Annotated in this window: 28 protein-coding genes and 1 tRNA gene; 13 read left to right on the top strand and 16 right to left on the bottom strand. The window is 63.7% G+C overall.

The features are described 5' to 3' along the window. Nucleotides 1–353: 353 nt before the first annotated feature. The 5 genes from LZ519_RS03130 to LZ519_RS03110 all read right to left on the bottom strand — a co-directional run bounded on the left by LZ519_RS03130 (nucleotide 354) and on the right by LZ519_RS03110 (nucleotide 2,134). Nucleotides 354–812, bottom strand: coding sequence for a hypothetical protein (locus LZ519_RS03130; RefSeq protein ID WP_249867271.1), 459 nt, complete (start codon nucleotides 810–812; stop codon nucleotides 354–356). Between the two features lie 22 nt (nucleotides 813–834). Beyond that, entirely contained in the window at nucleotides 835–1,308 is a 474-nt protein-coding gene (locus LZ519_RS03125; protein WP_249867270.1) for a hypothetical protein, read from the bottom strand. Between the two features lie 44 nt (nucleotides 1,309–1,352). Further along, a complete protein-coding gene (locus LZ519_RS03120) occupies nucleotides 1,353–1,508 on the bottom strand; it encodes a DUF3309 family protein (RefSeq protein WP_249867269.1) in 156 nt (51 codons plus the stop codon). 77 nt (nucleotides 1,509–1,585) lie between these two features. Then, nucleotides 1,586–1,795 (bottom strand): helix-turn-helix domain-containing protein, encoded by a 210-nt coding sequence (locus LZ519_RS03115; protein WP_249867268.1) that lies wholly within the window; start codon nucleotides 1,793–1,795, stop codon nucleotides 1,586–1,588. After that, nucleotides 1,796–2,134 (bottom strand): P-II family nitrogen regulator, encoded by a 339-nt coding sequence (locus LZ519_RS03110; RefSeq protein WP_249867267.1) that lies wholly within the window; start codon nucleotides 2,132–2,134, stop codon nucleotides 1,796–1,798. It abuts the gene before it with no gap. 74 nt (nucleotides 2,135–2,208) lie between these two features. Between LZ519_RS03110 and LZ519_RS03105 the strand changes: the two genes are divergently transcribed. Both LZ519_RS03105 and LZ519_RS03100 read left to right on the top strand, forming a co-directional pair. Then, nucleotides 2,209–2,961, top strand: a complete 753-nt coding sequence (locus LZ519_RS03105; protein ID WP_249867266.1) for a phosphocholine cytidylyltransferase family protein — start codon at nucleotides 2,209–2,211, stop codon at nucleotides 2,959–2,961. Between the two features lie 259 nt (nucleotides 2,962–3,220). Next, the gene (locus LZ519_RS03100) at nucleotides 3,221–3,445 is read left to right on the top strand and encodes a hypothetical protein (RefSeq protein ID WP_249867265.1); all 225 of its coding nucleotides are present in this window, start codon (nucleotides 3,221–3,223) and stop codon (nucleotides 3,443–3,445) included. A 72-nt stretch (nucleotides 3,446–3,517) separates the two neighbouring features. Here the strand turns inward: LZ519_RS03100 and map are convergent, their stop codons facing one another. Next, nucleotides 3,518–4,348, bottom strand: coding sequence for a type I methionyl aminopeptidase (map, locus tag LZ519_RS03095; RefSeq protein WP_249867264.1), 831 nt, complete (start codon nucleotides 4,346–4,348; stop codon nucleotides 3,518–3,520). A gap of 76 nt (nucleotides 4,349–4,424) precedes the next feature. On the opposite strand from map, the gene LZ519_RS03090 reads away from it, so the two are divergent. Then, the gene (locus tag LZ519_RS03090) at nucleotides 4,425–5,174 is read left to right on the top strand and encodes a competence/damage-inducible protein A (protein WP_249867263.1); all 750 of its coding nucleotides are present in this window, start codon (nucleotides 4,425–4,427) and stop codon (nucleotides 5,172–5,174) included. A gap of 14 nt (nucleotides 5,175–5,188) precedes the next feature. Here the strand turns inward: LZ519_RS03090 and LZ519_RS03085 are convergent. Beyond that, nucleotides 5,189–5,262: transfer RNA gene (locus LZ519_RS03085), tRNA-Gly, on the bottom strand. Nucleotides 5,263–5,319: 57 nt separating this feature from the next. Between LZ519_RS03085 and LZ519_RS03080 the strand changes: the two genes are divergently transcribed. The 6 genes from LZ519_RS03080 (at nucleotide 5,320) to LZ519_RS03055 (ending at nucleotide 12,818) form a co-directional block, all read left to right on the top strand. Next, on the top strand, nucleotides 5,320–6,066 hold the full coding sequence (locus tag LZ519_RS03080; protein WP_249867262.1) for a queuosine precursor transporter: 747 nt from the start codon (nucleotides 5,320–5,322) through the stop codon (nucleotides 6,064–6,066). 79 nt (nucleotides 6,067–6,145) lie between these two features. Beyond that, the gene (locus LZ519_RS03075) at nucleotides 6,146–9,232 is read left to right on the top strand and encodes a CAP domain-containing protein (protein WP_249867261.1); all 3,087 of its coding nucleotides are present in this window, start codon (nucleotides 6,146–6,148) and stop codon (nucleotides 9,230–9,232) included. A 103-nt stretch (nucleotides 9,233–9,335) separates the two neighbouring features. Next, on the top strand, nucleotides 9,336–9,665 hold the full coding sequence (locus tag LZ519_RS03070; RefSeq protein ID WP_283937280.1) for a PilZ domain-containing protein: 330 nt from the start codon (nucleotides 9,336–9,338) through the stop codon (nucleotides 9,663–9,665). A gap of 78 nt (nucleotides 9,666–9,743) precedes the next feature. Next, entirely contained in the window at nucleotides 9,744–10,190 is a 447-nt protein-coding gene (locus LZ519_RS03065; protein ID WP_249867259.1) for a MarR family winged helix-turn-helix transcriptional regulator, read from the top strand. Beyond that, entirely contained in the window at nucleotides 10,187–11,269 is a 1,083-nt protein-coding gene (locus LZ519_RS03060; RefSeq protein ID WP_249867258.1) for an HlyD family secretion protein, read from the top strand. Before LZ519_RS03065 ends, LZ519_RS03060 begins: the two co-directional genes overlap by 4 nt. 10 nt (nucleotides 11,270–11,279) lie before the next feature. After that, entirely contained in the window at nucleotides 11,280–12,818 is a 1,539-nt protein-coding gene (locus LZ519_RS03055) for a DHA2 family efflux MFS transporter permease subunit (RefSeq protein ID WP_249867257.1), read from the top strand. Here the strand turns inward: LZ519_RS03055 and metC are convergent. Genes metC through LZ519_RS03035 form a run of 4 tightly spaced genes read right to left on the bottom strand, consistent with a single transcriptional unit; the run spans nucleotide 12,815 to nucleotide 16,524 of the window. Then, on the bottom strand, nucleotides 12,815–13,981 hold the full coding sequence (metC, locus tag LZ519_RS03050) for a cystathionine beta-lyase (RefSeq protein ID WP_249867256.1): 1,167 nt from the start codon (nucleotides 13,979–13,981) through the stop codon (nucleotides 12,815–12,817). The genes LZ519_RS03055 and metC overlap by 4 nt on opposite strands. Nucleotide 13,982: 1 nt before the next feature. Next, the gene (locus tag LZ519_RS03045; protein ID WP_249868846.1) at nucleotides 13,983–14,969 is read right to left on the bottom strand and encodes an aldo/keto reductase; all 987 of its coding nucleotides are present in this window, start codon (nucleotides 14,967–14,969) and stop codon (nucleotides 13,983–13,985) included. 11 nt (nucleotides 14,970–14,980) lie between these two features. Further along, complete coding sequence (locus LZ519_RS03040) at nucleotides 14,981–15,271, bottom strand: DUF167 domain-containing protein (RefSeq protein WP_249867255.1); 291 nt, start codon at nucleotides 15,269–15,271, stop codon at nucleotides 14,981–14,983. Continuing rightward, nucleotides 15,268–16,524: a metal-dependent hydrolase family protein gene (locus LZ519_RS03035; RefSeq protein WP_249867254.1), complete on the bottom strand. Its 1,257-nt coding sequence runs from the start codon at nucleotides 16,522–16,524 to the stop codon at nucleotides 15,268–15,270. Before LZ519_RS03035 ends, LZ519_RS03040 begins: the two co-directional genes overlap by 4 nt. 148 nt (nucleotides 16,525–16,672) lie before the next feature. Here LZ519_RS03035 and LZ519_RS03030 point away from each other — a divergent pair, with 148 nt between their 5' ends. Next, entirely contained in the window at nucleotides 16,673–17,461 is a 789-nt protein-coding gene (locus tag LZ519_RS03030) for an FkbM family methyltransferase (protein ID WP_249867253.1), read from the top strand. Between the two features lie 55 nt (nucleotides 17,462–17,516). On the opposite strand, the gene rpsI is transcribed toward LZ519_RS03030, so the two are convergent. The 3 genes from rpsI to LZ519_RS03015 form a co-directional block, all read right to left on the bottom strand. After that, on the bottom strand, nucleotides 17,517–18,059 hold the full coding sequence (rpsI, locus tag LZ519_RS03025) for a 30S ribosomal protein S9 (RefSeq protein WP_249867252.1): 543 nt from the start codon (nucleotides 18,057–18,059) through the stop codon (nucleotides 17,517–17,519). Between the two features lies 1 nt (nucleotide 18,060). Then, the gene (gene rplM, locus LZ519_RS03020; RefSeq protein ID WP_249867251.1) at nucleotides 18,061–18,540 is read right to left on the bottom strand and encodes a 50S ribosomal protein L13; all 480 of its coding nucleotides are present in this window, start codon (nucleotides 18,538–18,540) and stop codon (nucleotides 18,061–18,063) included. Nucleotides 18,541–18,672: 132 nt separating this feature from the next. Next, the gene (locus LZ519_RS03015; protein WP_249867250.1) at nucleotides 18,673–18,852 is read right to left on the bottom strand and encodes a hypothetical protein; all 180 of its coding nucleotides are present in this window, start codon (nucleotides 18,850–18,852) and stop codon (nucleotides 18,673–18,675) included. 169 nt (nucleotides 18,853–19,021) lie between these two features. Between LZ519_RS03015 and LZ519_RS03010 the strand changes: the two genes are divergently transcribed. After that, nucleotides 19,022–19,741 (top strand): Crp/Fnr family transcriptional regulator, encoded by a 720-nt coding sequence (locus LZ519_RS03010; RefSeq protein ID WP_249867249.1) that lies wholly within the window; start codon nucleotides 19,022–19,024, stop codon nucleotides 19,739–19,741. A 31-nt stretch (nucleotides 19,742–19,772) separates the two neighbouring features. On the opposite strand, the gene cutA is transcribed toward LZ519_RS03010, so the two are convergent. Further along, entirely contained in the window at nucleotides 19,773–20,099 is a 327-nt protein-coding gene (gene cutA / locus LZ519_RS03005; RefSeq protein ID WP_249867248.1) for a divalent-cation tolerance protein CutA, read from the bottom strand. After that, entirely contained in the window at nucleotides 20,096–21,127 is a 1,032-nt protein-coding gene (locus tag LZ519_RS03000) for a COX15/CtaA family protein (RefSeq protein WP_249867247.1), read from the bottom strand. The genes cutA and LZ519_RS03000 overlap by 4 nt, the downstream gene beginning before the upstream one ends. Before the next feature lie 113 nt (nucleotides 21,128–21,240). Here LZ519_RS03000 and LZ519_RS02995 point away from each other — a divergent pair, with 113 nt between their 5' ends. Both LZ519_RS02995 and LZ519_RS02990 read left to right on the top strand, forming a co-directional pair. Next, nucleotides 21,241–21,609 (top strand): MerC domain-containing protein, encoded by a 369-nt coding sequence (locus tag LZ519_RS02995; RefSeq protein ID WP_249867246.1) that lies wholly within the window; start codon nucleotides 21,241–21,243, stop codon nucleotides 21,607–21,609. Nucleotides 21,610–21,656: 47 nt separating this feature from the next. Next, nucleotides 21,657–22,124 carry a Fur family transcriptional regulator gene (locus tag LZ519_RS02990; protein ID WP_249867245.1) on the top strand — a complete coding sequence of 156 codons (468 nt, stop codon included), beginning with the start codon at nucleotides 21,657–21,659 and terminating at the stop codon, nucleotides 22,122–22,124. Nucleotides 22,125–22,162 lie beyond the last annotated feature (38 nt).

Here is a 22,162-nt window from a genome sequence, read left to right as displayed (position 1 = left end):
GGGTGCAAATCCAGATCGCCGTTAACTTTTCACCCCAGGAGCGCTGAGTCTGAGCAACCTGCTCACAGGACTAATCTAGGTTGGTGAGATTTCCCGAGAGGATGTAACCGGAGTTAACTTGAAACTCGGACGCGCGGTTTAAGTTTTCCTAATGGAAACAGACGTTTGCTATTTCCGCCGGAGGGCGGAAGAGGAACTCGCAGCTGCGGGCACAGCTTCGTGCGATCACTCGCGCGCGGCGCATTTCGAGATGGCCGAGCGCTATTCACAGCTTGCCGCCGCGATCCAGGAAGCAAACGAGAAGCTGGGACCGTTGCCGCGCCTCGTTCTAGCGCGGCAAAGTCCCGGCTAACTCACATCATATCGTTGACGGTCGGAACGGTGGTCGTCTGATCGCCGCCAGTCACGCTTCCGCCGGTCGAGATCTGCTGTTGGACCACCTGCACCAATTGAGGGCTGGTGGTTGTCGCCTTGCAGCTTCCGTTGCCGCTCGCCAGCGAAGCGGCGAGGGCGTCCACGGACACGCCGCAAACGGCGGCTGCGACGTCGACCGGTACCTGCGCCGTCACGGGGATGCTATCGCGGTTGACCTGCAGCGATACCGACAGGTCGTTGAGCACATTTTCCAGGCTGACGTTGACCAGCGTCGGGATGCTCGATCCCGATCCCGTGGCGCCGTTTGTTCCCGTTGTTCCAGCCGAGCCTTCCGTGGCCGCCGTGGTCCCACTGCTTTGCGGCGCCTCCGTCTTGCACGCGCCTAACGTGGCAACCGCGGCGGCAATAGCCAGCAGATTCATCGGCTTGCTAGCCATACTTACTTCTCCTTGTACAAATTTACTGGGGTCGCTGGGTCGTGTTCGTCGTCGTGTTGGTGGTGACCGGCGTTTGCGTGTTCGTCGGAATCTGCGACTGGTCGCCACCTCCGACCGACCCGTTGGCGGCGAGCTGCTGCTGAATGTACTGCTTTAGCTCCGGAGATATGCTGTTGGCGGTGCAGGTGGAGCTTCCGCCGCCAGACATCGACAGGATGTTGATGTTCACGCCACAAACGTTCGCCGCGATGGTTATCGGGATCTGCGCGTTGATCGGGATGTTCGCCTTGTCGATGTGCAGGTCGAGCGCGAGATTGTTGAGGACGTTCGACAGGTCGACGTTGACCAGCGAAACCGCACCGCCGGCAAGATCGCCGGCTCCGCTTGCGACCGTTTCTCCGGCGCTCTTGACTGCGTCCGCAGCGGTGTTCGCCGTCTTGCACCCGGCGATGGCGGCAATCGAAAGAAGCGTGAAAAAAGCGACGTCGGTACGCATACTGGGACCCCTGTAGTTAGCCCGTTTCTAGAAAAGTTGATCGGTCAGAGATTCCCGGTGAGGAGAAGGATGACCACGATAATGAGGATGAGCCCAAGCAGGCCCGACGGGCCGTAGCCCCAGCCGCTGCTATAGCCCCAGCGCGGAAGCGCTCCGACCAGCAGCAGGATTAGCAAGATGACGAGAATGGTCCAAAGCATGGCCGTTCCTCCCACTAATTGATTGCCAAGCGTAACGTGCCGGCGGGGGAGTAGTTGCAGCGGTTTGTTGCCTGGGATCAGTAAATCCGGCGTTGCGCGGCGACGAGCATCCGAAGGAGCATCGCAACCGGCCGAGGCACTCCGACCTTGCCTTCCAGCCACAGGCTCACCGCCGAGCGTGACACCCCGATCGCGGTCGCCAGGTCGGCCTGCGTGCGATAGCCGAGCGTCCGCATCGCTGCCTTCAGCTCGTCCGGCGACATGGAGGCGAGGCGTGGGTCGTCCATCTAGATCGCGTCGGCTCCGCGGTCGCCGGTCCTGATCCGAACCGCGTCGTCGATCGGAAGAACGAAAATCTTGCCGTCGCCGATTCGCCCCGTCCGCGCTGCCTGGCTGATCGCCTCGATGACGTTTTCAACGAGCACGTCCTCGACCACGACCTCCACCTTCACCTTGGGTAGGAAGTCGATCACATATTCGGCGCCGCGGTAAAGCTCCGTATGGCCCTTCTGCCGACCGAAGCCCTTGACCTCGGTGACGGTGATTCCAGACACTCCAACATCGTGCAGCGCGTCCTTCACGTCATCGAGCTTGAATGGCTTGATCACCGCTTCGATCTTTTTCACGCCGAAAGCCCCTTGTCAGGTGATGACAGAGCTAATGCCCAATCGCCGCCGCATTTGAAAGGCAGTGGCGCCAAATGGATAGGGCGATCATCCTTTCGGCAGGCCAGGGCTCGCGCCTCGGCCACATGGTCGACAACCGGCCTAAGTGCCTGATCGACTTTGGCGGCCGAACCTTGCTTGACCGCCAGCTCGACTGCCTGGATGCAAACGGAGTGCGCGAAGCCGTGGTGGTCACCGGCTTCCATGACGAACTCGTCAACGAGGCGCTCTCGAACAGAACTGCGGGCCCCAACGTCCGCGCCGTCTACAATCCGTTCTACAAGGTAGCGGACAACCTGGGGTCGCTGTTCATGGCCCGAGACGAACTCTCCGGAGACTGCCTCGTCTGGAACGGCGACACGCTCGTCTCCGACCCGCTGATGGCCCGAGTGATCGCCAACCAGCGTCAGGGCATCTGTGTGACCATCGACCGCAAGGACAGCTACGATTCCGACGATATGAAAGTGGTCGTCGATGATGACGGCCGGTTGCGGTCGATCGGCAAGCGGATCAGTGCCGGCGTCAACGGCGAGTCGATCGGCCTGCTGGCTTTCCGCTCCGGCGGAGCGGAACGCTTCCTCGAGGCGATCGAGCGCGACATCCGCACGCCCGAGGGCACGACCATCTGGTACCTGCGAGTGATCCACCACCTCGCCCAACAGTCGGACGTGTGGACTTTCGACATCGCCGGCGAGGAATGGGGAGAAGTTGACTTCCCACAGGACGTCGAGCGCGCGCGGGAGCTGGTCGCCAGGTGGGATTCGAAAGGCGACAGCGCGGCCGCCTGAACCATTTCGGCGGCCGCCTTGAAACCGCGCCAAGGGGGTCCATATGGATGATCAGATGTTTAAGAACACCATCCTTGGTCGTCCTCAAGTCCACGGCGGAAGCAGCACCGCACGAGCCTGAGCGCCTGACGCTCCGCCCCTGACGGGCGGGGCAGGGCGCGATGTCGCGGCAGTGGCCGCATCATTTCACGAGTCCCGGAATTTCTGACGCGCCGTCCGCCGGCTCGGGTCGCAAGTGCGCGCGTGAAGGACGTCAACGATGATCGCTGCTTCGGAGCTGCTTCTTCGACGAGTCACCGCTGCCCGGAATGCCGTGGCGCTGAATAGTGGAGAGGATACTTTGACAAAGGATTATTCACGGATCGAAATCGACGGATCCGCCAAGCTCAGCGCGGGCGACTTTCCGTTGGCGACCGTGGCCGTGGTCGGCTCGATCGTCGCGCTGACGGCCTTCCTGCTCCTGTTCCTGTTGGTGTCGATCTGATCGGCACCGCCCGTCGGCGCCGCTGGGATCTCCCCCAGATGCACGCCAGCGCGTGCCGGCGGGCTTTAACGACTACAGATAAGGTGGCTTGTCGAAGTCCTTCGGGCTCTTCGTGAAAATCTCACAGCCGGTGTCGGTAATCCCGATCGAATGCTCGAACTGTGCGGAGAGCGAGCGATCGCGGGTCACCGCGGTCCAGCCGTCGTCGAGAAGCTTCACGTCCGGCCGCCCAATGTTGATCATCGGCTCGACGGTGAAGATCATTCCCGGCTTCAGCTCTGGCCCTGTCCCGGGCCGCCCCGCGTGAATCACCTCGGGGCTGTCGTGAAACAGGCGCCCGACTCCATGGCCGCAAAAATCGCGGACGACGCTGTAGCGGTTAGCCTCGGCGTGGCGCTGGATTGCATGGGCGACGTCCCCGAGCCGGTTGCCGGGCCTGGCCTGCTGGAGACCGAGCATCAGGCATTCGTAGGTGGTGTCGACCAGCTTGCGGGCCTTCAACGGAACGTCGCCGACCAGGAACATCCGGCTCGTGTCGCCGTGCCAGCCATCGACGATCGGAGTCACGTCGATATTGACGATGTCGCCGTCCTTCAGAACCTTCTCGCCGGGAATTCCGTGGCACACGACGTGGTTGATCGACGTGCAGCAGCTCTTCGTGAAACCGCGGTAGCCAAGGGTTGCAGGCACCCCGCCGCCCTCGGTCGTCATCCGGTGGACGATCGAATCCAGCTCGTCCGTGGTCACTCCGGGAACGACATGCGGCACCAGGGCGTCGAGGATTTCCGCCGCCAGGCGCCCGGCCCGGCGCATGCCTTCGAAGGCCTCGGGCCCGTGGAGCTTGATCACTCCATTGCGTGCTTCGACGCGGTCGTCTCCGGCGACGGTAATATACTGGGTCATCGGACCTAAATAGGCCGGGACGTTCGCGATTGCGACCCCTCGGCGCGGCTGTAGAAGGGACGAAGGAGGCGCTTGGATGAATCGGGTGTGGACCGCGGCGCTGGTCGTCATCGGCGACGAGATCCTTTCCGGCCGGACCGAGGAAAAGAACATCGCGCAGGTGGCGAACTGGCTGAACCGCCAGGGAGTCCGCCTAGCTGAGGCGAGAGTGGTGCCTGATGTGCTGGAAGCGATCGTCGATGCGGTGAACGCTCTCCGCCCAGTCCATGACTATGTCTTCACAACCGGCGGAATCGGCCCGACTCATGACGACATCACCGTGGACTCCATCGCCGCCGCCTTCGGCGTTCCCGTCGTCGTCCACCCGCAGGCGCGGCTGGTGCTGGAGGATTATTATCGCGGTCGCCCCGGCGGGCTGACCGAGGCCCGGCTCAGGATGGCCCGGGTGCCCGAAGGCGCCGAGCTGATCCCCAATCCCACGTCGGGCGCTCCGGGTGTGAGGATGGGCAACGTTTATATCCTTGCCGGAGTGCCCAACATCGCACGCTCGATGCTCGAGGGACTGGAAGGAAAGCTGGAAGGCGGCTCGCCGATCGTGTCCGTCACCGTCCGGGCCCATGTGGCGGAAAGCGACGTCGCGCTACTGCTGAAAGAGGTGCAGGACGAGCATCCGGGAGTGTCGATCGGGAGTTATCCATTCTACGGCGGCGGCAAGTTCGGCGCCGATTTCGTCGTCCGCTCGGAAGACGCGGACCTAGCCGAGGGGTGCGCGCGGGTGCTCCGGGATCGATTGAAGGCCGCGGATTTTGAGGTGGTAAGCGGCTAGTCACCGGCCGGTTCTGGAGCGGGCGAAGGGAATCGAACCCTCGTCGTAAGCTTGGGAAGCTTCTGCTCTGCCATTGAGCTACGCCCGCGCCGGCGCTGGAATTAGGTGCTCGCCTAAGCGGCGTCAACGCGGCTAAGAAACGTCCGTGGGGGCGTTCACGCGAAAGCCGAAACATGTCGACGCGGCGGACCTTAAGGGCCGTCAATTCCGCTATTTCGACTTCGTGATGGTGGCCTTTGTTGTCGTCCTGCTGCTGTCCAACGTCATCGGTGCCGAAAAGAGGTCGGTGGTCGACCTTCCGCTGGTCGGCCCATGGCCGTTCGGCGCAGGAATCCTGTTCTTCCCGATCTCCTACGTAATCGATGATATCCTGACCGAGGTGTACGGCTTCGCCCGCGCCAGGCGAGCAATCTGGGCCGGCTTCGCGGCGCTGTTGTTCATGGGCGTGATGGAATGGACCGTCGTCCATCTGCCCGTCGCCGAGGGTTGGACGGGGCAGGGCGCTTACGAACGCGTGTTCGGATCGGGCTGGCGGATCATCCTTGCATCGCTGACGGCATTCTTCGTCGGCGATTTCCTGAACTCAGTCGTGCTCGCGAAGATGAAAGTGTGGACCAAGGGAAAGCATTTGTGGACCCGGACCATCGGCAGCACGATCATCGGCGAGGGTGCCGATAGCCTGATTTTCTACCCGCTGGCATTCTACGGAATGATGGACTGGCCGCTGAGCGTCCTCGGAGAAGTCATGCTCAGCCAGTTCATCCTGAAGGTCAGCTGGGAAGTGATCCTCACCCCGGTCACCTATGCGGTGGTGGGATGGCTGAAGCGCCGCGAAGGCGTCGACGTTTACGACGAGCACACGGACTTCTCGCCCTTCACCACGCAGGTCTGAGGGACTCTTCCGCGAGCGTCGCTCGTGCTAAGCTGCGGCTTCGGTGGGGCAGGTGCCGTTCATGCGGCAGGGGGCAGGCATGCGCAATCCACCGTCACCTACAGTGGCCGGTCTTCGCAACGGCGTTTCGGCGATCTCCATCATCTCCATATTGGTGCCGGCCCCGGCGCTGGCTGCACCGGAAGCGGTGCTGCAGGACGTGCCTTCCGCGGTCCAGGCAGTCACCCGCGAGGACCTGCAGAAGCTACCGACCGGACGTCGGCTCGAGGATCTGATCCGAACCTGCCCGTCGCAGACGATTCCCACGGTGGCGAGGCAGCCAGGCGTGCCGACGGACGGTCGGCCCGCGATCGACCTTAACTGCACGCGGCCGGCGGACATCGAGATGATCGACGTCTTCAAGGGGCATAACAGCATCCGTTCCCTGTATGGTGCGCCGGCGATGGCATGGGATCCGGCGCTCGAGCGATCCGCGCTATCCTACGCCACTACGCTCGCCCAAACGGGAAAGCTCGTCCATGCATCGCGCGAGGGGCGCGGAACGATCCGTGAGAACATCAGCCAGGGCCTTCCGAACTGGAATTCGGGGAGGCTATTCCAAAGCTGGCTAGACGAGCGGCCCTATTTCACTCCCGGAACATTCCCGAACATCAGCACCACCGGCGATTGGTACAAGGTCGGCCATATCAGCCAGGTCCTTTGGCCGACGACGACCACCTTCGGCTGCGCACGCACCGTCGGCGGCGGCTCCTCCTGGCTCGTTTGCAGGTACAATCCCGGCGGCAACAGGGACGGCAAGCAGGTCGGATTCCCGCTGCAGATCGCGCAGGGCGGGCCGCCCGTCATCAACATCAACAATCCGGTCCAGCAGGCGCCTCAACCCCAGGCGCAGCCGCGCTGCGAGGTCACTCAGCCCGACGACCTGATGGACCTGATCCTCCAGGGCATGGTCAAGGCTGGCTATACGGAAGGCGCGCTCGATCCGCGCGACCGCGACACTGAGATCAAATGGGACCGTGCGCTCCAGCACGAGAACCAGATCCAAGACCGGATGATCGGCGAGCTCGCCCGGGTGCAGGGTGACGTTGCAAAGAATATCAACGCCTATCTGGCCGCCACTTCGACCTGGCAGGAACGCTACGTTTACATCGCTTCATCGACGACCGGCCTCCAGGGCCTTCTGACCAATTGGTATGAGTCGCGCGCGATCTACGAAAAGGCGGACCTGGCCTTCGCGCTGATGAACCTGGGTGTCGGCGTCGGGAAGCTCGGTTTCAAGGCGTACAAGTTCCTCGCGGCGCGGCGTGCCGCCGCAGCGGCCGCTGAAACGACGCAAGTGGCCGGGGCCGCCGGCAAGGCGACGGAAGCGACTGCCGCTGCGCTCGGCGAGACGCAGGCATTCAACAAGACTCTCATCCCGCCGGGACAGCAGCCGAACATCCTTGGCATGAAGGGCTATACCGGCGCTTCGTCAGTCGCGGGCAGGGTGGCTGAGACCGGATCCCAATATACGGTCGCACTCGAAGGGGCGAAGCAGAAGCTGGCGACCGCCAAAACCGGTTTCGAACAGCTGATCGCCCGAACGGAAATCGACAATCTGATCAAAATGGGTCCTGCGGGTTATGAGGCCCAGCAGGCGGCGAGAACCGCGGCGAAGTTCGCTGAGCTCGACACGGGACTGGTCAAGGCCGCCCAGCAGGCCGGGGTCAACGTCGAAAAGGCCGCGGTCGGAGCCAATGTCGCTGAGCGGGAATGGGCGCTGATGAAGGCCATCGCGGAGGCGCGCGGCTGGCACGATATTCCCCGCTGGGCAAACACTCCGATTACGAACACCCTACTCCAGGCGCGCAAGATCCTGGGCGGCGTGAAGGATGCGAAAATCAGCCCGCAGGACTTGGAGCTCCTCAAATCGCTGAAAACCTATGTCGAAGGCCGCGGCCTGAACTTTGCGGAATATCTCCGTACGGCCGCCGGGGAAGTTGCGGGTGGAATCGTGGCGGGGGAATCGAAACCCATCACCGAAATCATCAAATATTATGACGATGCCGACATTAACCTGCTGCTGAAAGTGCTCGATACGGGCGGCGACGCGGCCGCCTTGCGGAACGTCGTAAGCCCCGTAACCCAGGCCTCGCTGAACGGCCTTGCCCAGGCGGGTTTAGGCACAGCCGGCACGCTTGGTCACGGAGGATCAGGCAGTCCTGGCCAAGCCGGCCAGGGCGGATGCGGCGCGCTAGATGCCGGTGTGGGCCTGACCCAGGCCGGGCAGGGAACGACCGCCCCCGGCGGCAAGCCGACGGACGCCCAACTCTCGAATGTACTCAACGGGCTGGGAGATCTCGGCCAGGTGGGGCTGGGCAATGCCGTCGACCAGTTCGGAGTGACGGACCGCTTCACGGCGGGTCAGGGTTACGGCCGAGCGGTCATGGGCGAACTGTGGGAGTTCATCACCTCGCCGTCGGCGACCACGGCCAGCTTCTACTACACCCTGGAAGCGCAGAACGAGTTGCTGAACCTCCTGCAAAACGAGCGGAAACCGCTCGTCGAGCTCGGAACCAGCCTCGACTCCGCATCACGGGCGCTCGCGGATTTGCAGAACACGCTCCAGAGAGCCGGGCTGAGCGGAGCCAACAGCTATTTGACGGGGCGCGGGCCGGCCGAGCTTCGACAGGCTCTCGACGAACTGCAGAAAGCCTACGATTCCGGAAGCGACCAGTGGAAGCAGCAGCACAAGGCGCAGATGGACGAGCGGCGCAACCACATCACGCAAAAGCTGCAGGATCTCGCCGAGACTGTGGCCGACCTCAACGCACTCGCTGGGCGGATGGGACAGGTACGCAGTTGGCTGGATTCATTGAGGCTCGGCCCGGATGGGAAGCCGCGAGGGCCCGTCGAGGCGTTCAATCCAATGACCTTTGTTCGCCTCGGCTCGATCAGCCTGTACCTTCGCGGCATGGCCGCGGATGCTTTTGGCCTGACGACCGACGCCCCGTTCCGGGTCAGCCTGCCGCAGCCGAGCCCGCCAGCGAACATGCCGCGACCGGAAGGCTGGGACGAGATGTTGAACCGGATGAAGCAGCAGTCCGCGGCGTTCGATGCAGCCCCCGAGGTTGAGGTCGATCCCGGTTTCGATGCCTGGCTAAACGGGCTCAACCAAGGCAAATAACGCGCGGCCTTCTCATTCATTTCGCGGATGCGTGAGGCCATGCGATTGAGCTTTCGCAGGCTTTGCTCCAATCCTTGCGCGCAACTCATTTGGTGTCGGACGTATGAGCAAGAGTGATCTCGACAGCGGCTTTAAAAAGGCTGGCGCGCAGGCCACGCGCAAGAGCGCGCGGGTCCCCGTTACGGCGATGGTCAAGCTGCGCCGGCGCGGCCATGACAATTTCGGCGCCAAGGCGTTCGACTTCTCGCGTGAGGGCTGCAAGCTCGAGTTCCGGGAGCGCCCGCAGCTCGACGAAACGGTGTGGGTAAAATTCGACCAGCTCGAGCTGCTCGAGGCGACCGTGTGCTGGGTCGATGACATGTGCGTCGGAGTCGAGTTCGCGCGTCCGCTCCATCAAGCCGTCTTCGAGATGCTCGCCGCCCGCTTTCGCTAAGCTCCATTGCCAAAGCCGCTGCCGGAACCTCCCGGAGTGTTGTTGATTTAGTAAGCACCCTTATTATATGGGCGGCCCATGGAAGATCTGTTGTTCGACATCAACGAGACCGCTCGAGCCATTCGCCGAGCGATCGACCAGCGCGCCGCCGTCTTCGGAGTCACTCGCGCCCAGTGGCGAGTGCTGGTCCGACTGAAGCGCGAGCCGGGACTGCGGCAGGTCGAGCTTGCGGAGCGACTGGACATGGAGCCGATCACCCTGTGCCGGATTATCGACAGGCTGGAAGAAGCGGGGCTCGTCGAGCGCAAGCCGGATCCGTCGGACCGCCGGGCTTGGCGCGTCGAGGTGACGCAAAAGGCGGAACCGCTGGTGAAGAAGCTTCGCGGCCTCGCACATGATCTCGCGGAAGAGGCGATGGGCGGAATCGAGGAGACGGACCTCAAGGACCTTCAATTCCAGCTTGCGGCTATACGGGCCAACGTCGCCCGCGCCGGAGAGCAACGCGCCAAGGCAATTCGAGCATGAACGAAATGAAGAAAGAAGTCGCTGAACGCGCGGCAGCGACGAGCGAGGCTCCGGAAGACGCCACGGAGGTTGTGAAGGTTACCCGCAAGCGCAAGGCGCTCAAGGGATCGCGCACTCGGACGATCCTCATGCTGGTCGTTCCGCTGCTGCTCCTGCTTGGCCTCGCGTATCTGTGGCTGGCCAGCGGCGGGTCAGAGTCCACCGACAACGCGCAGGTGAAGACGGACATCGTCTCTGTCACGGCGCAGGTCACAGGACCCGTCGTAGAGGTCAAAGTTAAGAACGGCGACCAGGTGAAGCGGGGCGACGTGCTGTTCCGGATCGATCCGGCCCCGTTCCAGGTCGCGCTCGAGCAGGCGCAGGCACAACTTGCGGCTGCGAAGCTGCAGACCAACGAGCTTCGCACCCAGGCTGCCGGCACCGGCGCCGACATCACCGGTGCCCAGGCGAACCTCGCGATCAAGCGCAACGCGCTGAACCGCCAGAGCACTCTGCTGAAACAGGGCTTCACCACGCGGGCGGACTATGAGGATGCGCTCAACGAGGTGCGCACCGCCGAGACCGACCTTGCAGACGCGAGAGCTCGTGCTGCCAATGCGCACGCCGCGATCGCTCCGGGCCAGCAGCCTGCGATCGCGCAGGCGCAGGCGGCGGTCGACAAGGCCAGGCTGGACCTGTCGCGCACCACCGTCCGTGCCCCCATGGACGGCGAGATCGCCAACGCTGATCGGCTCCAGATCGGAACGCAGATCGTCTCCGGCGTCGGAGCGCTGTCGATCGTGCACAGCAACGGCGCCTGGGTCGAAGCCAACTTCAAGGAGAAGCAGCTGACCGACATGCGTCCGGGCCAGCCGGTGAACGTGAAGATCGATGCCTATCCCGGAGTGAAGTTCAAGGCGCACGTGGAAAGCATCGGCGCTGGCACCGGTAGCGAATTCTCGCTGCTCCCGGCTCAAAACGCTAACGGCAACTGGGTGAAGGTGACCCAGCGCGTTCCGGTCCGCGTTGCATTCGACGGGCATCCGTCAAAGCCGATGATCGCCGGCCTGTCGGCAGTCGTGACCGTCGACACCGACTAGGCACGAGCGAATGGCGACGGCTCAAACCGCCACTCACCCGCTTCCGGCCGGGCAACGGCTGATCGTCACCGTCGGAGTGATGCTTGCGGTGCTTCTGCAGGTGCTCGACACGACGATCGCCAACGTCGCCCTCCCGCACATGTCCGCAGACCTCGGCGCGACTCAGGAACAGATCAACTGGGTGCTCACCAGCTACATCATCGCGTCCGCGATCGCTCTCCCGATGAGCGGCTGGCTCGCCGACCGCGTCGGCCGCAAGCGCCTGCTGCTTATTTCCGTCATCGGCTTCACCATTTCCTCTACCTTGTGCGCGATGGCGACCTCGCTTCCGGAAATGGTCGCTTTCCGGGCCGTGCAGGGAGTCAGTGGCGCCTTCATCGTTCCTCTGGCCCAGGCGACCTTGTTCGACATCAACCCGCGCGAAAAGCACGGGCAGGCGATGGCGCTGTTTGGAGGCGGCGTCATGATCGGTCCGATCCTAGGGCCGGTGCTCGGAGGTTGGTTGACCGACAGCTACAACTGGCGGTGGGTGTTCCTGGTGAACCTTCCGGTCGGGGTGATCTGCTTCTTCCTGATGACGGCGTTCATGCCGACGACGGAAACCCGCAAGCGCCGATTCGACCTGTTCGGTTTCACTTTGCTCGCCGTGGCCCTCGCGTCTCTCCAGATGTTTCTCGACCGGGGGAACCAGAAAGACTGGTTCGACAGCTGGGAAATCATCATCGAGGCAGGGCTGGCCGTGGCCGCCTTCTGGATGTTCCTGGTCCACACCATCACCGCCAAGCAGCCGCTGTGGGACAGGGAGATGTTCGCGGACCGCAATTTCGCGAGCGCTTTGGTGTTCATGGTGATCACCGGAGTCCTGCTGCTCGCGGGCCTCGCGCTGCTGCCGCCGCTTCTCCAGAACCTCTACGGCTATTCGGTGCTCCAGTCCGGCTTCCTGACGGCGCCGCGCGGGGTGGGGACACTGATCTCGATGCTAGTTGCCGGCCGGCTAACGAGCCGCATGGACGCGAGGATCCTAGTTGGTGTCGGGGTCGTCCTGATGGGCATCTCGCTGTGGATGATGACCGGCTTCGCGATCGACCAGCCGTCGCGGCCGGTTATCGTCAGCGGAGTCGTGCAGGGCCTCGGACTCGGCCTCATCTTCGTACCGCTGCAGACGCTTGCCTTCGCCACGCTTCCGGCAAGGGACCGCACGACCGGAGCGGCGCTTCTCAACCTAGCTCGAAACGTCGGAGGGTCGGTCGGGATCTCGGTCGTGAGCTTCCAGCTCGCCCGAATGGCGCAGGTCGCTCACGCTGACATGGCCAGTCATATCACCGACAGCAAAATCCCGACTCTCGACCCGAACGTTCTCCAGACCTTCGGCAACCAGGCCGTGTCGGTCACCGCCTTCATCAACGCCGAGATCACCCGGCAGGCCTTGTTCATCGCCTATCTCGACGACTTCAAGCTGATGATGTGGATCAGCTTCCTGGTGCTTCCGCTGCTCCTTCTGATGCGCAATTCGAAGAAGGCCGACGACACGCCGCTGGTGCTCGACTAGGGATAGGCGCCGAGAGCCTGTTCGAGGTCCGCGATCAGGTCCCCAGGGTCCTCGAGGCCGATCTGAAGACGGACCAAGGGGCCTTCCCAGTCGGGGCTGCTTGCTGTGCGAATGGGCTCCGCGGGCGTGACCAGGCTTTCGAACCCACCCCAGCTGTAGCCGATGCCGAACATTTCGAGCCGGTCGATCAGGTGGTCGCGTGCCGCTGAATCGCCGCCGCTGAGGGCGAAGGAGAAAAGGCCCGCGGAGCCCTTGAAGTCACGCTTCCAATATTCGTGGCCGGGGCAGCTTTCGAACGCAGGGTGGAGGATTCGGGCGACTTGCGGCTGCTCGTCCAGCCAACGGGCGACGGTCAGGGCGCTTTCCTCGTGGCGCTTCAGGCGGATGCCGAGAGTTCTCAGTCCGCGGGAAGTCAGCCAGGCATCGTCGGGAGCGGCGGCGTGGCCGAAGTCCCAGACGGCGCGCTGCACCCGATCGTAATATTCCGAATTGGCGGTGATCGAGCCGAGCAGAAGGTCGGAATGGCCACCGACATATTTGCTCAGTGCTTGGATCGAGATGTCGACTCCGTGGGCGATGGCCGGGAAGAGCAGGGAGGTCGCCCAGGTGTTGTCGAGCAGGCTGACGACATTGCGCCGCCGGGCCATCGCGCAGATTCCGGGTACGTCCTGGACCTCAAAGGTCTGGGAGCCCGGGCTTTCGAGGAAGAGCGCGCGGGTGTTGTCACCAAGTAGCGCCTCGAGGTCTTCGGCCGTGGCGAGTGGGTCGTAATAGCGGGTGGCGATCCCGAGGCGGGTCAGGACAACATCGCAGAAATGCCGGGTTGGACCATAGGCACTGTCGACCATCAGCAGCTCGTCACCGGAGTGCAGCACGGCCATCAATGCGGCGGTGACCGCCGCCAGCCCCGTTTCGGCGAGTGCAGTTCCGGCAGCTCCCGGCTCGAGCTCCGTCAGTGCCTCCGCGAGCGCCCACTGCGTCGGCCAGCCGTGAAGGCCGTAGTAATATCTCCCGAGCCCAGGCCCGGAGGCTCGAAGCTCCTGGACCGTATCGAACAGGATCGTCGACCCGCGATCGACCGGCGGATTGACCAGGTGGCCTCGCCATTCCTTGCGGCGGCCGCCGGTCACGAGCGTCGTGTCGGGCCTTCGCCGGCGAGCCACCCTAAAGGTTCACCGTCTCCATGCCGCGAGCATGGTAGCGCTCGCCGGCGGCGGCTCCGGGCGGAAGAATCTCGTCGGGCCGTTTCAGGTCCTCACTCGTCAGCTGCACGTCGAGCGCGCCGATGTTCTGGTCGAGATACTTCACGTGCTTTGTTCCCGGGATGGGGACGATGTCCTGGCCTTGGGCGAGCACCCAGGCGAGCGCCAGCTGCGCGGTCGTGCAGCCTTTTTCCTCGGCCATCGCCTCCACCTCGCGCACGAGCTGGATGTTCTTGGCGAAATTCTCGCCGGTGAAGCGGGGATGGAATTTGCGGAAATCGTCCTCCGGGAAATCGTCGGGCGACTTGAACTGGCCGGTGAGGAACCCGCGGCCGAGAGGCGAATAAGCGACATAGCCGATGCCGAGCTCGCGGACGGTCGGAAGCACGCCTGCCTCCGCGTCGCGGCTCCACAGTGACAGCTCCGTCTGGACGGCGGTGATCGGGTGGGTGGCATGGCCCCGGCGGATCGTCTCCGGAGCGGCTTCGCTAAGTCCGAGGAAGCGCACCTTTCCGGCCTCAATCAGCCGCGCCATTGCGCCGACGGTTTCCTCGATCGGCACCTTCACGTCGACCCGGTGCTGGTAATAGAGGTCGATGACGTCGACCCCGAGGCGGCGAAGGCTCGCGTCGCAGGCCTGGGCGACATATTCCGGGTCGCCGCGGACGCCCAGGAACTCGCCTTTCTCTCCGCGCACGTTCCCGAACTTGGTCGCCAGGAACACTTCGTCCCGCCGGTCGCGGATCGCCCGACCGACGAGTTCCTCGTTCTTGAACGGGCCGTACATATCGGCGGTGTCGAGAAAGGTGACTCCGCGGTCGAGCGCGTGGTGGATGGTGGCGATGGATTCCTGCTCGTCGCCGCTTCCGTAGAACTCGCTCATGCCCATGCAGCCGAGGCCGATTGCAGAGACTTCCGGCCCGTCCTTGCCGAGGCGCCGCTTCTGGATTGCGATCATCGTCAGTCCTTTCTTCGCTCGCCCCCGAGCCGCTCCCGCACTTGTTGGGCCTCCAATGGCACCGACAGGCGCTTGTGGCGACTCGCTGAGCCTGCGGTAATCGAAACTTCCGAACGGCTGAGCCCGAGCGCCTTGGCGACGAGCTTAACAACCGCCTCGTTCGCGGCTCCGTCGGCGGGCGCTTCGGCGACCCGCACTTCAAGCTCGGCGCGGCCATCCGCCGCGGCGCGCCAGCCGCCGATTCCCGGCTTCGACGAGCGCGGAGTGACGCGGATTGCAATCTGGCTCGTCACGGACCGCGGACGATAGCGCCGCCCTTCATCACCATCCGCACATGCTCCACGGCGGATACATCGCGGGTGGGATCGCCCTCCACGGCGACGAGGTCCGCTAGGAGCCCGGGCCTGATCGCTCCGCGGTCCGTGAGATGAAGGATCTTCGCGTTGCGAGAGGTGGCGGAAATTAGAACTTCAGCGGGGCTCATGCCCGCGCGCTGCATCGCCTCCATCTCGAGCCAATTCTTGCCGTGAGTGAACACTCCGACATCGCCACCCATGCAGATGGGCACGCCAGCCTTCATCGCCAGCTGGAAGGAGCGGCGGTTCTCCTGAACGCTCTCCGGCGCGGGCTCCTGGCCGTTCCAGTTCTGGAAGTATCGCGCATAGGCTTCCGAGGCTCCGAGCGTCGGGCAGAGCGCGGTTCCCCGCTGCGCCATCAGGCGGAACACGTCCGCAGTGCCGCCATAGCCGTGCTCGATCGTGTCTGCGCCCGCGAGCACCGCTCGGCGCATGCCCTCGGCTGTCGCCGCGTGGACTGCGACGAGACGTCCGGCGTCGTGAGCGGAAGCGACACCGGCGTTTAGTTCGGCTTGGGACAGGGTGGGGCGGCTCGGCTCGGCCTTGCCCCAGTGATAGTCGGCGTAGAATTTGATGAGGTCGGCGCCGCCCGCAATCTGGTCGCGCACCGCCCGGACGATCTCGTCGACTCCCGCAACCTCCTGCGCGCCCTGAGGGATCAAGATTCCAGGCTCAAAACCCTTGGGGCCGTAGGCGCCGCGGGCGACGATCGCCCTGGTTGCGACCATCAGACGCGGGCCGGGGACAATTCCTTCATCGATCGCCCGCTCCAGCCCGACGTCCGCAAAGCCCGAGCCTTCGGTGCCGAGATCGCGCTCCGTCGTGAACCCGGCTTCGAGCGTCTTTTCGGCGTGGACGACGGCGCGGGCTGTGCGCAGCGCGAGCGGCTCGTGAAGCACCTGATCGTCCCACAAGGTCTCGTTGTAAGGGTGAAGGAAGAGGTGGGAGTGACCCTCGATCATTCCCGGCATCAGGGTCGTTCCGGGAAGATCGATCACTTTGGCGCCGGCAGGGGCGGCGAGGTTCGGGCCGGCCGCCGCGATCCGGTCGCCTTCGACCACCACCGTCCAGCCCGGATGCGGATGCGGGTTGACGCCATCGAAGACCTGAGAGGGCCTGAGCAGGAGTGTTTCCGCGGCCGCGGGTGCGGCGAGCAGGACCGCGTACAGAAGCAGGATCAGACGGCGCATGAATTCTCCCCTCGAGCGGTGAGCCTAAGCCATCTTCCTCGGCGCGCAACTGCCACCCGTAGGTTGCGGCCCTCAGTCGCGTCGGGCAAATGGCCGCGTCATGTCTCCTGTGCGTCCCACAAATGCCAACACGAAGTCCGCGCGCGGCATGGTGGACGGCGTCTGGCGCGGCATCGCCAGCTTCTCGGAATCAGTGTTTTGCCTCGAGGAACCGTACAATACGAAGGCCATCTTCGGGCGTGTCGTCCAGCGCGTCCTTGAGCTGCTGACGAACCAGCTGGGGACGGTCCCGTTCGTCCAGGTCGGTGCGAACGACGGGATTAGCGCCGACCATATCCATTCGTTCGTGAAGAGCGGAGCCTGGACCGGTGTCCTGGTCGAGCCGGCTCCCGTGCCCTTTGCGCGGTTGCGCGAAAACTATCGCGGGGTCGAAGGCCTGCAATTCGCGCCCGTCGCCATTTCCACGTCGGAAGGGACGCTGCCTTTCTACTTCGTCGAAGGCGACGACGGGCTATCCAGCTTCTCGCTGGACACCATCCTCTCGCACGCGCCGAAATACGAGGATCTGCGTGGGATGGTCCGAACACTGGAGGTGAAAACCAGGACTCTGGATGCCGTCTGTGAGGAATATGGAGTCAGCAGTCCGGCCGTGGTCGCTGTCGATACCGAAGGAACGGACGACATCGTGCTGGAAAGCCTCTCGATAGAGGAGCGCAAGCCGAGCGTGATCCTGTTCGAGCACTGCCACCTGTCGGCGGAGCGAAGCGCCAGGCTACGCGACCGGCTGGTCGACGCCGGATACCGCCTGATCCACGACCGCCACGATGCACTGGCGATCGCACCTGGAACCTTTGACGAGGCGCAAGTCGACTTCCTGGCCGACGTGGTTGCCGTTGCTCGAGCGAACTTCCCGAAGGCCGGGCTCGACACGCTGTAGCCAGCGGACCTTCGGGCTGGACGCTCTCCCTGCATTTTGCAGGGGGAGATAGACCTTAGCGCTTCGAGAACTGGAAGCTTCGGCGTGCCTTGGCGCGGCCGTACTTCTTGCGCTCGACGACGCGCGGGTCGCGGGTGAGGAAACCGGCCTGCTTGACGACCGTGCGAAGTGCCGGCTCGAAGCGGGTCAGCGCCTGGCTGATGCCGTGCTTCACTGCACCCGCCTGGCCGGACAGGCCGCCGCCCTTGACCGTCGCGACGACGTCATACTGGCCGCGGCGATCGGCGATGTCGAACGGCTGGTTGATCACCAGTCGAAGCGACGGGCGGGCAAAATAGACTTCCTGCTCGCGGCCGTTGACGAGGATCTTGCCGGAGCCGGGCTTCAGCCAGACCCTGGCGATTGCATCCTTGCGGCGGCCCGTTGCGTAAGCGCGACCCTGCTTGTCGAGCTGCTGCTCGCGGATCGGCGCTGCCTCGACCGGGGGCGGAGGAGGAGCGGCTTCGGCGGTGTCCTCAGCCGGAGCCTCGACAGCGGCGACGGCCGCCTCTTCCTTGGTCAGCTCGGCGAGATCGGAAAGGCTCTTCTTGTCGGCCATCTTATGCGCCCACCTTGTTCTTGCGGTTCATCGACGCGACGTCGAGGACCTGCGGGTTTTGGCCAGCATGGGGATGCTCGGTGCCGTTGTAGAGGTGAAGGGCACGCATCTGGTCGCGCCCCAGGGGCCCGCGCGGAATCATCCGCTCGACGGCCTTCTCGAGAACTCGCTCCGGAAAGCGCCCCTCGAGGATCTTGCCCGCGGTGACTTCCTTCAAGCCACCGGGGTAGCCGGTGTGCTTGTAGTAGATCTTCTGCTCGAGCTTGCGGCCGGTGAACTTCACCTTGTCGGCGTTGATAACCACGACGTGGTCGCCGCAATCAACGTGAGGCGTGAAGCTCGGCTTGTGCTTGCCGCGAAGGATGTTCGCGATGATCGAGGCGACGCGGCCGACGACCAGTCCGTCGGCGTCGATCAGGTGCCATTTCTTGTCGACCTCAGCCGGCTTTGCCGACTTGGTCGTTTTCATCAGCGCCTTCATGGCGATGATCCTTTCGTTGAAATACGAAAGGCGACGCCAAAGTGCGCCGCCGTCGGTCGCGCTATTTGCGGGAGAGGGCGGAAAAGTCAAGCAAAGCCGAGGGTTTCTCGACGGGTAAAATACTACCGAGTGCTATTTGCCTTGCGCTTCGATCTTGGCAACGCGGCGGTTGCGGTCCCAGATCTCGGAGCCGACGGGAAGCTTTCGCTCGCGCACCTGGCGAACGACATCGTCATCGTCAGCGGCCTCGATCCACTCGGCCTCGCTGATGTTTCCCGCTCCATCAAGTCGGTAGTGCCTGTACGATGGCAAAGTCTACTCCCCCACGGGCGCTGGATACACTCTCGGCCGAAAGAAACTGATTCACCTGCGTTATCGAAACCGACGGTTTGGCTTTCAAAAACATATAGTTCTTGCAAACGTGACGGGGGTGTAATTTACGCTTCCACCTCTGCTCGTGCGTCTGCGTTGGGGCTGAACGATGATCACCGCCCATCTCAAGAAACTGAGGCTTCGAACGTCGATCAGCCCGGACGAGGAGCGGGTCATTCGGGGGCTCGTGTCGGAAACGAAGCGGTTCGCTCCCGACACAGTGCTGGTCCGCACCGGCCAGCAGCTCCAGGTGAGCATGCTGGCGCTCGACGGCTGGCTGTTCCGGTCGAAGGATCTTCCTACCGGCGAGCGGCAGGTTCTCGAGATCCACCTCCCGGGCGACTTTGCCGATCTCCACGGCTTCACCCTCAAGCAGCTCGATCACGACATCATCACGGTCACGGAAACGATCATCGGCTTCGTTCCGCACGAGCGGCTCACGGAGCTCACCAATGCGCACCCGCACCTGACGCGGGTCTATTGGCTTTCGACCAACATCGACGCTGCGGTAACTCGCGAGATGGCCCTGTCGCTCGGCCAGAGGTCGGCGCTTTCGCGGATGGCACACCTGTTCTGCGAGCTGAGAGCGCGGCTCGCGATCATCGGACGCACGAACGGCGCTTCGTTCGAATTTCCGCTGACGCAGCGCGAGCTCGCAGAATGCCTCGGCCTGACCGTTGTCCATGTGAACCGGACCCTCCAGGAGCTTCGGCGGATGGGCCTGGTCGAGACCGCGAACAGGCGGCTAACCATCCTCGACTTGGAGCGGCTGGAGGCAGTCGCCGATTTCGATCCGGGATATCTGCAGCTTCACCGGCGCCAGCTCTGATCCCGCAGGCAAGAGCGCCGCCGAACCGGCCTTAGCGCGGGATGCGAGAAAGCGACTCTCCGACCCAGTCTGCATAGCGCGGAAGGACGGCTTCTACAGGCCAGGCCGTAATGCACGGAGTGTCGTAGCTGTGGAGCGCGGCGACCCGCTCGATGAGGCCGCGCACCTTGCTGCCGTCGGTCTTCAGGATTGCCGCCACTTCCTCGGCAGTCTCGATCGCGCCCTTCCAGCGATAGATGGACCGGCAGGGACCCAGGATGTTGACGCAAGCGGCGAGCTTCTCTTCGATGACGGTTCGGCCGATCCGCTCGGCCTCATCTTCGCTTGCGAAGATTGCGTAGACCGACAGGATCGTCATCTCTTCTGTCCCACGACATGCGCACCCCACACGGTAGAAGCGAGCACCAGGGCGCCTACTGCCTGATGGAGGACGGCCACGGACAGGGCGATCCCGGTTGTCACCGTGGCGATTCCGAGGATGATCTGAGTCCCAAATGCGCTGTGGATCGCGATGGAGGCCGAACGCGAGCCGGCGCGCCGGACCTTTCGGGCGAAAACGACTAGCGTCGCAACGACGGCCCACGCCCACCAGCGGTGAAGAAAATGGAGGAGGAACGGATCGTGGGTCAACGCGAAGCCGGCACCGTTCGACCAGTCCACGCCCTCCGGGAAGAAGCGGTCGTTCATCAACGGCCAGCTGTTGGAGACGTAGCCCGCGCGGAAGCCCGCGACCCATGCGCCCAGCAGGAGTTGGACGAACAGGATGGCTAGCGTGACGATCGATGCGGCGGTGAGCTTCGCCGGACGTGCGTCACGGTTCCTGCCGACCGAGCGCAGATCGAGCGCCGTCCAGATCAGCGCGCCCATCAGGAAAAGCGCAAATAGCAGGTGCGCTGAGAGGCGGTACGGACTGACCTCGGTCCGTCCCTCCAACCCCGACATGACCATCAGCCACCCAACCGCGCCCTGAAGTCCGCCCAGCACGAACAGCGCAATCAGGCGCCAGGTGAAGCCCTTCGGGATTGCTCGCTTCCAGGCGAACCAGGCGATTGCGCCGAAGAAGACCAGGCCGATGACACGGCCAAGAAACCGGTGAACCCATTCCCACAGGAAGATGAACTTGAAGCCGGCAAGGTCCATTCCCGCCGGTCCCGCCACCTCGCGATATTGCGGGGTCTGTTTGTAAAGATCGAAGGCGTGGACCCAGTCCTGGTGCGAAAGCGGCGGAATCGCTCCGACGATCGGCTTCCATTCGGTGATCGAAAGGCCGCTTTCCGTCAGTCTGGTGATCCCGCCGATGACGACCATCGCGAAGACGAGCCCCGCGGTGAACAGCAACAGGTTTGCGAGGGCGTAGGGTTTCGGGTTTGCGGTGGCTGTAGGCATCGGCGCGACTGCTAGCCGACGCCAGCGCCGAGGTCGACCGGGACATTCTACGGACCGAAAGCTCACGTGATATGTTGTAACTTCTCGGGCCTTGAACTACATGGATACTCGCAATGGGCCAGCTGACCGTTCCGAACTCACGCATCGACCATGTGGCGATGGGCCTTTCGGGCCTGTGCCTCGTGCATTGCCTAGCCACGGCAATCATGCTCGGTTTGCTTGCAAGCGCCGGCGGCTTCCTCGGTCAACCCATTATCCACGAAGTCGGTCTGAGCTTGGCCATGATCCTGGGGACGATCGCTCTCGGCCGCGGTGCGATGGAGCACGGATTCGTCCTTCCCACGGCAGTCGGCGCCTTGGGCCTAGGAGTCATGGCTGGCGCGCTGACGCTTCACGAGGGGGGAAACGAGCCTCTCTTCACGATGGTGGGCGTCGGCATCCTTGCACTCGGCCACCGGCTCAACTTCATGGCTGCCGAGTAAGCGCGCTTGCTCCGTCCCGCCAGCGGGCGTAATTTGAACAACTGAAAATGCGCTCCCACGATCATCAGGTCCACGAAGGCGAATCGCTGCGCAAGGCCGCGCGCGACCGGCTGCAGGCCAAGGGCGAGCAGTGGACAGACATGCGCTCCGCCGTGTTCGACGCTCTGTCGAGCTTCGATCGGCCGGCGAGCGCGTACGACATTGCTGAAGCGGTCTCGAAGTCTCAGGACCGCCGCGTCGCGGCAAATAGCGTCTACCGGATCCTCGACTTGTTTGTGGGGGCCAACTTGGCGCGGCGGGTCGAAAGCGCCAACGCCTATATCGCCAACCAACACCCCGACTGCCTCCACGATTGCATTTTCCTGATTTGCGACAATTGCGGGCAGGCGGTGCACATTGACGACGACAAGCTGTCCGGAGGCATTCGCGATGCGGCCGCCAATGCGGGCTTCGCAGCCAGGCGGCCCGTCATCGAGGTGCGCGGCACCTGCGGGGACTGCTCGGACAGCAAATAGCTGAGCAAAGTCTGAGCATTCGCTGAAATCGTCACCGC

It is taken from the genome of Sphingomonas anseongensis (assembly GCF_023516495.1).
Lineage (GTDB): Bacteria > Pseudomonadota > Alphaproteobacteria > Sphingomonadales > Sphingomonadaceae > Sphingomicrobium > Sphingomicrobium anseongensis.
Note: the sequence above shows the minus strand (reverse complement) of the source record. Positions and strands in the feature narration are given on the sequence as shown.